Origin of the sequence: Mesorhizobium sp. M7A.F.Ca.AU.002.02.1.1 (assembly GCF_003998535.1) — a bacterium.
Lineage (GTDB): Bacteria > Pseudomonadota > Alphaproteobacteria > Rhizobiales > Rhizobiaceae > Mesorhizobium > Mesorhizobium ciceri.
In genome coordinates this window covers 1-733 of the sequence record NZ_RZPB01001372.1, presented here as the reverse complement: position 1 = coordinate 733, position 733 = coordinate 1, and the positions used below count along the sequence as shown (strand labels likewise).

1 protein-coding gene is annotated in these 733 nt (G+C 67.3%); it reads right to left on the bottom strand.

Annotated features, from left to right (window positions below; all coding sequences use genetic code 11):
* On the bottom strand, positions 1 to 733 hold a 733-nt coding region (locus EN879_RS37805), incomplete at both ends, for a BadF/BadG/BcrA/BcrD ATPase family protein (RefSeq protein ID WP_127274807.1).

Genomic DNA, 733 nt, shown 5'->3' with positions numbered 1-733 from the left:
GTCGAGCCAGGTGCTGCTGCTGCGCGAGCCGCCGGTGCTGGGTGCGGTCGCCTTGGCGAGACCTTTGCCATGGCCTCGACGAATGCCGTCATCAACATCGGCTGCTCCGAGATGACCCCGCCGCCAGCCACGACAAGGGCGGGATTGGCGCCGCGTTCGATCAAGAGTTCGACCAATGCGGCCAACCCTGCCCCGCCTTCGCTGATAATACGGATAGCCAGAGCCGAGCCGGCGATCGCCGCGTCGAATACGGCATTGGCATAGCGGCCCCAGACCGCGGCACCACGCGTTTCGTTGAGCAGGATGCCAAGCTTGGTCTGGTCGTCTGTACCCAGTTCGCGCATCAGCCCGGCAATCAGCGGGTCACCATCCTGGCCCCGGTCGAGGCTGTGCCGGATTGCTTTCGCCGCCTCGCGCACCAATGCCGGCGCGCTGCCCTCGTCGCCAAGGATCCAGCCCCAGCCACCGGCTGCCAGCATCTTGCCATCGGCCGTGCGTGCCACCGCGATCGAGCCTGTGCCGGAGACGACGCCGATGCCGTCGATATAGCCAGCGGCAGGAACCATCAGCTCGGCATCGTTGACCACCTGCACCGCACCACCGGTCCTGCTAGCCAGCAGCGCCTGGAAGCGAAGGCATTGTTCACCCGTGTCGCAGCCATGCGCGCCAACGGCCAGCACAGCGGGCGCGACCCCGCCGCACAATCCCGCGACGATCCCAGCCAGTGTCTCGG